This window comes from Paenisporosarcina sp. P4_E4_2, assembly GCF_056401595.1.
Window position 1 is genome coordinate 1 of record NZ_JBFUJC010000105.1, and the last position, 9373, is coordinate 9373.

Here is a 9373-nt window from a genome sequence, read left to right on the forward strand (position 1 = left end):
ACCTGGAACCTTAAACTGTCTACCTGGAGTGTCAATCTGTCTACCTGGAACCTTAAACTGTCTACCTGGAGTTATGCTATTTGAAAATACCCCAAACCTTTCGTAACTATGAAGGGGAAATAGTATTTTATACAACCTGGAATGCGACTCTGTCTACCTGGAACCACAAACTGTCTACCTAGGCCACATTCTGTTTCCCCAGAAGTAGCGAAGGTGGAGCAATATTCGAGTTTCATTAAAAAAGAGTGCTGTTTAGGCACTCCTTAAATCAGTCGGTATTTTTTAGGGGAAATTCGAGTGTATATAACCATCTTACTTTCGAGAGAATTTCCTATTTTACTAGCATTTTCTATGGTGGAAAGATGCACCGATGATAATTAGTAAAATGAAAAGAACTACAATTATTGCAAAAGTACTCCCGCCTCTACGAGAGCAGTGGTCGTATTGACCACCACATGGTCCATAGCCACCACATTGACCGTAACCGCCGCCGTAATAATCCATGATAAAGTCCCCCTTTCCTTCAAAGATTCTTATATGATATGAAGGGGATGATGAAGGACCTAGGGATTTAGCGGAGTAAATGAGCTTTTTTGTTTACTGAAATGATGATTCCTTTTACAATTTATAGGATATTCTTTGACAAAGACCATTGTGTGTGTAATAATAGTCAAGTTAACATGTAAGGTAACAATTAAGTTTTGAAATTCTGGCATCTACTCGATGTTTTTGATTAAACTTATTCACACTGGCGCGACTATAGGGTCGCAAGGACGTAAAAGAAGGTAGGGTTTACGTTGCTTAAGGAAGACACCCAGTGGACAAATGACCGCGGCACGGAAAGCAAGGAACACTTTCTTAGGAAATTATTCCCCGAATATTCGGGATGAAAAATTATCATTCAGACTTTATGTTATCTTATCTATATAAGGGACATGCCCAATTGGGTATGTCCCTTTTCCAATTTTAATTTGAAATCACAATAAAAGCCGTACCTACTGCCAGGTTCCCCTGGACTCGGTGCGGCTTTCTATTATTTATTCACCTAAGTCCACGTTATGGTAGACTTGTTGAACGTCTTCTAGGTCTTCAATCGCATCAATCATTTTCTCGAATTGCGCTTGTGCATCTTGTTCAAGCGTGATGTCATTTTGTGCTAGCATCGTCAGTTCAGCAACTGTAAATTCAGTAATTCCTACGTTCTTGAATGCTTCTTGCACAGCATGGAACTGATCAGGCTCAGCATATACAATCACTGATTCCTCTTCTTCTAATACGTCACGCACATCAACGTCCGCTTCTACTAAAAGTTCAAATACTTCGTCTGCTGATTTGCCTTCAATCCCAATGACAGCCGTTGCGTCAAACATGTAGGCAACCGATCCACTTACACCCATGTTGCCACCATTTTTACCAAATGCCGCGCGTACATCAGAAGCTGTACGGTTTACGTTGTTCGTCAGTGTTTCAACGATAACCATCGATCCGCTTGGACCAAAACCTTCATAACGAAGTTCATCGTAGTTTTCTTCCGAACCGCCTTTTGCTTTTTCAATCGCACGATCAATAATAGTTTTTGGCACACTGTACGTTTTCGCACGCTCAAGTACGACTTTAAGTGCACGGTTTGATTCTGGATCCGGCTCACCTTGTTTAGCTGCCACATAAATTTCGCGACCAAACTTTGCATAAATCCGACTTGTATTTGAATCCTTTGAAGCTTTCTTTTCTTTAATATTATTCCACTTACGTCCCATATCGTTTCACTCTCTTTCACTTATATGTATCTATATCATACTATTACTAAAATGGCCGCTTATGCACTTGCCTACTGTTGCATTATACACCAAGAGACATAAAAGTTTCGAGTGAAATCTCATTCCGGTGACAACAGAAATACCAACAAAAAACGAACCCCATCAGAGCCCGCCTTTTGTTTTAGAGACCTTCAGTACTGATACGTGGTTGTGTGACCACAGTCTCCGTATTTTCATTTTTTTCTTCCGATACATCATTTGAGGAAAGTTTTACATTCTTTTTCTCAGTTTCCTTATGTGTCATGATTCTTTCATCTTGTTTATCTTTGTTCATGGGTTCAAACATAGGTACACCTCCTCAATATGTTTGTTTAGATATAGGTATACCCGCAATTTACTTTTATCACACCCTTCAAGTACTAGCGGAGATTCTTTTCCAAGGATCACAATAAAACCATTTTATTTTCATACGTATGCAATTCCGAAAAGACGAATGTTTTTTAATGTTATTATTAAAATTGTTCGATTTTTAACTTAATATTCACTTGAATCTATGAATTTTGTAAGTTAGTATTGTCAAATATAGATTTAAGTGAATCAATTTGCGAATTCCCATTCACACAAAATATTTACAAGTGGAGCAGATCATGAAAACTAAAAATCGTTGGTTGATTGCATTATCCGCTATAGAAGACCTTTTTGGTACAAAACAGCTTGGTGCAATGCTGCAGCTGGATTGCTAGGCCCGATAGTTGTATCATGGATTCGTGAAACAACAGACAGTTACCAAGGAACACTAATCGTATTCTCGCTTCTTTTTTTAGTCGCTTTAACCATTTCACTGTTAATTCGATTAGATATTCAAAAGTTTCGCCAATTAAAGGCACCGCAACTAGATATTGTTGTTAAATCATCAACAAAGATAACTGAGAAGAAGTACTCATCAGGATCAATAAAAGATATCAATAAATGGAACAAGGAAGGTTGGGAAATTCATGACATTTACAGACTTATCCATCGCGACGAATGCAACCATGTTACCAATCCAGGAAATCGCAGACAAAGCAGGGATTCCTAGAAAAGCACTTGAACTTTACGGCAATTTCAAAGCCAAAATTGACGTTTCTTCCCTGCCACCTGCAACGAAAAATGGAAAAGTTGTCTTAGTTACTGCCATCAGTCCGACGCCCGCAGGAGAAGGAAAATCAACCGTGACGGTAGGATTGGCTGACGCGTTCAACCAGTTGAATGAATCGGTCATTGTTGCATTGCGTGAACCGTCTTTAGGTCCTGTGATGGGTGTAAAAGGTGGTGCCACTGGTGGTGGATTTGCACAAGTATTGCCAATGGAAGATATCAACCTGCATTTTACGGGAGATATCCATGCCATCACGACTGCCAATAACGCATTATCCGCGTTTATTGATAATCATTTACATCAAGGTAATGAATTGAATCTTGATCCACGAAGAATTGCATGGAAACGAGTGCTCGATATGAATGACCGTGCATTAAGACAAATTACCATTGGATTGGGCGGTCCTATGCAAGGAATCCCTAGACAAGATGGTTTCGATATCACTGTAGCTTCTGAAATCATGGCCGTTCTTTGCCTTGCCACTTCTTTAGAAGATTTAAAGGAGAAGCTTGCGCAAATGGTTATTGCGTATACATACGATAAAGAACCCGTAACGGTTCGCCAATTAGGCGTAGAAGGCTCCTTGACAATGCTTTTGAAGGATGCCTTCAAGCCGAACCTGGTCCAAACCATAGAGGGAACACCCGCCATTATTCACGGTGGTCCTTTTGCCAATATTGCACATGGCTGCAACTCCTTGATGGCAACCAACACAGCACGAAGACTTGCTGATATCGTCGTAACAGAAGCAGGATTCGGAGCAGACTTAGGTGCGGAGAAATTCATGCACATCAAATCAAGAAAAGGTAACTTCCATCCCGATGCCGTTGTCATAGTCGCAACGGTTCGTGCATTGAAAATGCATGGTGGCGTCTTGAAAAACGAGTTGACACAGCCAAATGCTGATGCAGTTAGACAAGGTATGACCAATTTGGCGAAGCATGTGGATACCGTCCGTCAGTTTGGCATTGAGCCGGTTATTGCTTTGAACCGTTTTATTACCGATTCACAAGAGGAAATGCAAGAGATTATGGAGTGGGCTCAAAAACAAGGCGTGAATATTGCCCTAACAAATGTGTGGGAGCAAGGTGGCAAAGGTGGACTTGAATTGGCGAAGCTCGTCAAACAAGAACTGGACAAACCTACTGACTTCAAGTTACTGTATGACGAAATGGACTCCGTCGAAGAAAAACTGCGTGTGATTGTTCAGCAAGTATACGGTGGAGCTGGCGTACAGTTAACGGACAGCGCGAAGAAAAAGCTGGTCGAATTGAAGAAATACGGCTGRGATGCTTTGCCTATTTGCATGGCGAAAACACAATATTCCCTTTCGGATCAACCGTCCCTTCTTGGTCGCCCTGAAGGCTTCGTTATTACCATTCGCGATATCATCCCAAAACTGGGTGCAGGGTTCCTAGTCTGCCTGACGGGTGATATCATGACGATGCCAGGATTGCCAAAACAACCAGCTGCGTTAAAAATGGATATTGATGCAGAAGGAAATGCTGTCGGGTTGTTTTAACCTCTGATTTGAATAAATGACTCTGTTAAACGGTACTGTTGTTTATCGTACATTTGCGCTTACCGCACGCTCCGCATGAGCCAACAAGTTAGAAAAAGCACGGCTTTCGCAGAATCTCTTCTAATTTAAAGGGATCTTAGAAAACTCGTGCTTTTTTATTTAGCCCTACGTGGAGCTTAAGTGTTTACTAAATTCACACATTCACACTCGCCACTTGTTTCCATCGATTCATCATCGCCCGCTCTACAAAGTCGGGTTGATTTGCATACTGACGTATAACATCTTTGATTTCCTCCGGGCTATACTGATCATTTCGGTTATGGGCAAGTGATGGGTAGCCAGAACCGCGCTGTAAATAATCGGAGCTAGCGACTGAATACCAAACCTCGTCTTCCATTAGCCTTTTGCCAATCATTACACCTTCAATTGTTTTGCCGTCGTGAATTATGTCAGCTCCGGAAATGTGCAGTCTGCCAACGAATTTCCCTCTGAAGCCAGGTCCTCTGCCATCTGCCAAACAAACCTGGGCATCTAGTGATTGCTCCAACGCTAACTTGATGTCTTTTCCTTTCACTTCAAATGATGTTGGGTTTAAGGGGGACGGACACACCTCAATCAACTTTTTATGGGATAGATCGTGAAAAATACCTGAATTCGCAATGCCACTGTTGATTAATCCAATCTCGCACTTTAACATATCTTTCAATCCGTCCGCAATGAGATTTGTCAGCGGATTTTCATCCAGGACATCATGCCAAAGTGGTTGTTCAAGATGATAGAGGGAACGACTCAATATCGTTATGGCTTTTGCTTTATTCTCTTTTAAAATGGTCGTTATACGTTCATCGATTTCTTCATTTTTTGTTGGGAGAGTGGCCGAATAAATCAGTTCTACTTGTTTATTCTCGTTTATTTCAATGTCCACAATCCCTAAGTATTCACCGTAATTGCCAGCACTGTTCATGATGGTGCCATGGGCAATTTTCGCTTCATTATACAGCTGATGATCATGTGCAGACAGAATGATATCTATTTCCGGAATATCCTCTGCCACTTCCTCATCGGCTACCGTGCCTAGATGGCTCAGTAACACACACAGGTCATACTGTCCTTCATTGCGTTTGATTTCGTTTGCTATCATGTCTTTAGAAGGATATACATGGATTCCTAGACCCTCATTGAAAACCCCCATATCCGGGGATGAACCGGTAATCAAAATGCGGAGACCATTTTTCACTACAATAGCGCTGGAAACAACTCCTTGAATGATACTCAAATCTTTTTTCACCAAATTGTTGCTGATAAAAGGAACGGAGCTATGACTCGCCATATGCTCGAGAGTTCCCACACCGTTGAACATTTCGTTGTTTCCTATGGTTAAGGCGTCATATCCCACTTCTTCTAACAGCTCAATAGCTGCGATGCCTTTTGTGCCCTGCAGTTCAATGCTTTTAAAGTCCGCAAAATCCCCACCATCAAGCACAATGGTATTGTCATTTTTACATGTTGAAATCAGTGTGGCCATTCGTGAAAAATTGTCAAAGTTGCTATGTAGGTCATTGGTATGTAAAATTCGTAATTTCATGTTGTCCCCCCAATTTTTGTCTCTACTTGATTATTCTATCTATTTTTTCATATTCCTTTATATTAACGAAATAGCACAATAAAAGGCTGCACCGTTTAAGGATGCAGCCCAGAATTATTGGGATGTATTGGTATTCGCAATCGCGGTTGCCAAGCGATCAATGACAGGAACTGTGCTAGATTTTGTATTTTGAGTTTGGACGGTGAAAATCAGCCATTCACCATTTCTTGTTTTAGCATAGCCTGCTAGAGCACTTGCATTGTCTAAACTGCCCGTCTTGGCAATTACATTTCCTTTAGCAGGTGCTGTCTTCATTCGCGTTCGTAACGTTCCGCCAACAAATCGTTCAGATTCACCTGCTATTGGCAATCCTTTACGGAACGTTCCATACCAAGGTTCTGACCTGACTAGATGCAGTAACTTGGACATCTGGCTTGAAGGTACTTTATTTGCATGCGACATTCCAGATGCGTCTTCAAATACCCATTGGTTCACATCTAAGCCGATAGAAGCTGCATAATTTCGCATGACTCTAAGTCCGGCATCCCAGCTGCCTTTTCCATATGTAACTTTACCCATTTCCTTTGCCAAAACTTCCGCGTGAGTATTGTTGCTTAACTTCAAAAATGGAATCATTAAATCTTTTAATGGCATCGATTTTTTGGAAAGAAGAACGCGTGCCGTACTAGGTGTAGTGCCCTGTACCACTTTAGATGTTGAAACAAACGATATCCCTTTAGAAGATAAAGATCTCTTGAAAACATCCATCGCATACGCAGTTGGGTTGGAAACGGCTATCCATTCTTTACTGCCTGCAGAACCGATTGGAGCATTTCCTGTTATCACGACTTTATTCGTGCCGACTTCACGTTTGATTTTCAACGTATTGCTATACCCTTTAGGCACTGTTTTAGATAAATTAACAATGCGTACGACACCCGTAGCAGGTGTTAACGTAACTTGTGCAGCTCGTCCATTCACGGAAGGTTTGGCATTTACAATGACAGAGCCTGCATCATAATCCGTATTCGGTGAAAGGCTTAATGCAGAAATTTGTGCAGCGTAATAATAGGATTCGTCTTCTCTTGCAATCCCCGGTGAAAGCCGGTCAGCATCGTACCAACTGTCGTCCCCGATAATGTGTCCAGACAGTCGCTTTACTCCACGATTAGCTAGAATTGAAGCAAAATGATCGAAATCGCTTTTTAGTAGAGTTGGATCCCCTTTTCCACGAAGATACAGATTTCCATACAAAGTTCCCTTTGAAACAGTTCCATTTGTAAGAACATCTGTGGAAAAGCGATAGTTTTCTCCAAGTGTTTCCAAAGCGGCAGATGCGGTGAGGGATTTTAGAGTCGAAGCGGGAGTAATGCCTTTATTCGCATCTTTTTGATAGACAATCTCACCTGTGGTTGCTTTACGAATCGTCACACTCGATGAAGCACTGGTCATTCTACTGTCTCTCATAACCGTATTCACTGAGTTCTGTAAACTTGTATAAGAAGTAGCAGCCTGTACAGTTGACTCCTCGGGCAAAGTTATCAAACTCGTCCCAGTAAACATGACCAATGTCGTCATTCCAATTAAAATCTTTCGTTTTATTTCCACTTCCTACCTCCAACAATTAAATCAGATATTCCTATATTACCATGCAATTATCAGATAATACCGTCTATAATTACCTATCTATTACATGCGGTCAAAATGCCTAGAAAACAATATAAAGCCCCGCACTTTTTATGAATGCAGGGTAGAAAATATTGTTTTCTTCTCTTCCACATTAGTTTTAAGGTGCCAACTTTTTTTCAAACTTAAAATAGGAATAAAGACGATATCCAAGGACGACAAAAGCCAACAAACCAGTCAATCTCCCATATTCATCTAATAAGAAGAAAGCAGCTACTCCTAATATTAAAGCTATTAACGTCTGAATATTACCGGACAACCCGTTGAGTGGTTGATTTCCAACAAAAAATGTCCGCATACCTTTTATATCTTTTGAATAACATTCATCATGATACGGTACTAATTGAAATAAAAAAGTTGTCGTCACTAAATCATCTCGATACTTAATTTCTTTCCTGCATCTCTCACAGTAAACACTATGATTCAATAACTTCACCCCTAATTTTATTTATTGTGATTTATCTCATTTAATAAGACAAACCATAAAACTATCAGTTATTTTCTTAACGACGGAACCAATTTCTTTCCAATACGTTGCTTAGATAAAGGGAGTGGAATCCATGTCTAATAAGCATAGGACAGCCTTCAAAGTAGTTGGATATTTTATTTTGCTTTTCGGTTCTCTTATACTTGGAATAGTACTGATCATAAATCATTTGTTCTTCAATATTGATCGGGTTCCTAAGAGTGATTTGCTTGCTGAGGAAGTTTCCCCCACCGGAGACTATACGGTCCTAACTTATGTAAGTAACGGTCACTCAACAGTTGCACCTGCCGTCAGAGGCGAAGTGATCTATCATAATAAGAACGATAACAAACGAAATCTGTATTGGGCTTACCGAATTGAAGAAGGAGAAATCGAGTGGATTAATGATCATATTGTCTCCATAAATGGAATGGAACTTGATGTTCGTAAAGATACGTATGACTTCAGAAAAGACTGAGGACTAAACGAGAAAGCCGCTCCCAGTCACAGTGAACTTAATTCTCGTCTTCTATTAGCTGAAGATGTTCCTGCTTATTGAGAAACCTAATGATACGAGTGTTCGCTTTGATTTCGAGCAAATGAATTCCGGTATCTCCAGTCGGAAAAGTAAATTCCTGATTCATCGGTTGTTTGAGAAATGCTTTTAATATGTTTGAAATCATTCCTCCGTGAGAGACAATAGCTACTCGGGCATAATGTTGATATTCAAATAAGATTTTATGGAATATGCTATCTGCCCGGAAACGGAATTCTAATTCAGATTCACCATCTTGAATAGGGATATGAATTGGTCTTCCTCCTTGTGGTAAGGGATATTTAATTGCAGCTTCATTTCGTGATAGTCCTGCCAGGATTCCATTGTTAAATCCCATCAGATCATCCTCTACGATTAATCCACAGCCAATAGATTCTTGTAAAATGGTTGCGGTCCTTCTAGCCCTTTTTAAAGGACTTGTTAGGATGATGTTTGGTCTATAATGTTGTTCTATGTATGTTGCCATTATGCTAGCTTGTTGTTCCCCCAGTTCTGTTAAAGGAAAGTCTGCCCTACCTTCATGTACCCCCAATAAATCAGCCTCTGATTCTCCATGCCTTATAATTAATAATTCCATAAAAACCCTCCATAAAAAAATACAATTACTTAGATTGTGGCATATACTGTTATTTATTTACAATAATATTTTTTATTTATTTTAAT

General features: G+C 40.2%; 9 protein-coding genes and 1 pseudogene. 3 read left to right on the forward strand and 7 right to left on the reverse strand.

What is annotated here, in order from left to right:
• Positions 1-339: 339 nt before the first annotated feature.
• The 3 genes from AC1DSB_RS09365 to AC1DSB_RS09375 form a co-directional block, all read right to left on the reverse strand.
• Complete coding sequence (locus AC1DSB_RS09365) at positions 340-504, reverse strand: YjcZ family sporulation protein (RefSeq protein ID WP_016429586.1); 165 nt, start codon at positions 502-504, stop codon at positions 340-342.
• Between the two features lie 533 nt (positions 505-1037).
• Positions 1038-1757 carry a YebC/PmpR family DNA-binding transcriptional regulator gene (locus tag AC1DSB_RS09370; protein WP_016429585.1) on the reverse strand — a complete coding sequence of 240 codons (720 nt, stop codon included), beginning with the start codon at positions 1755-1757 and terminating at the stop codon, positions 1038-1040.
• Between the two features lie 181 nt (positions 1758-1938).
• A complete protein-coding gene (locus AC1DSB_RS09375; RefSeq protein ID WP_477531698.1) occupies positions 1939-2103 on the reverse strand; it encodes a hypothetical protein in 165 nt (54 codons plus the stop codon).
• Positions 2104-2443: 340 nt separating this feature from the next.
• On the opposite strand from AC1DSB_RS09375, the pseudogene AC1DSB_RS09380 reads away from it, so the two are divergent.
• Positions 2444-2634, forward strand: a pseudogene (locus AC1DSB_RS09380) (MFS transporter); the annotation flags it as partial.
• Positions 2635-2752: 118 nt separating this feature from the next.
• Positions 2753-4417: a formate--tetrahydrofolate ligase gene (locus AC1DSB_RS09385; RefSeq protein ID WP_477586560.1), complete on the forward strand. Its 1665-nt coding sequence runs from the start codon at positions 2753-2755 to the stop codon at positions 4415-4417.
• 193 nt (positions 4418-4610) lie between these two features.
• Here the strand turns inward: AC1DSB_RS09385 and AC1DSB_RS09390 are convergent, their stop codons facing one another.
• The 3 genes from AC1DSB_RS09390 to AC1DSB_RS09400 all read right to left on the reverse strand — a co-directional run bounded on the left by AC1DSB_RS09390 (position 4611) and on the right by AC1DSB_RS09400 (position 8115).
• A complete protein-coding gene (locus AC1DSB_RS09390; protein ID WP_477532913.1) occupies positions 4611-6002 on the reverse strand; it encodes a bifunctional metallophosphatase/5'-nucleotidase in 1392 nt (463 codons plus the stop codon).
• Positions 6003-6116: 114 nt separating this feature from the next.
• Positions 6117-7610, reverse strand: a complete 1494-nt coding sequence (dacB, locus tag AC1DSB_RS09395) for a D-alanyl-D-alanine carboxypeptidase/D-alanyl-D-alanine endopeptidase (protein ID WP_477586562.1) — start codon at positions 7608-7610, stop codon at positions 6117-6119.
• Between the two features lie 178 nt (positions 7611-7788).
• Positions 7789-8115 (reverse strand): hypothetical protein, encoded by a 327-nt coding sequence (locus AC1DSB_RS09400; RefSeq protein WP_477531341.1) that lies wholly within the window; start codon positions 8113-8115, stop codon positions 7789-7791.
• Positions 8116-8248: 133 nt separating this feature from the next.
• Here AC1DSB_RS09400 and AC1DSB_RS09405 point away from each other — a divergent pair, with 133 nt between their 5' ends.
• Positions 8249-8632, forward strand: coding sequence for a DUF5412 family protein (locus AC1DSB_RS09405; protein WP_477531342.1), 384 nt, complete (start codon positions 8249-8251; stop codon positions 8630-8632).
• A gap of 37 nt (positions 8633-8669) precedes the next feature.
• Here the strand turns inward: AC1DSB_RS09405 and AC1DSB_RS09410 are convergent, their stop codons facing one another.
• Positions 8670-9287 (reverse strand): histidine phosphatase family protein, encoded by a 618-nt coding sequence (locus tag AC1DSB_RS09410; RefSeq protein ID WP_477531343.1) that lies wholly within the window; start codon positions 9285-9287, stop codon positions 8670-8672.
• Positions 9288-9373 lie beyond the last annotated feature (86 nt).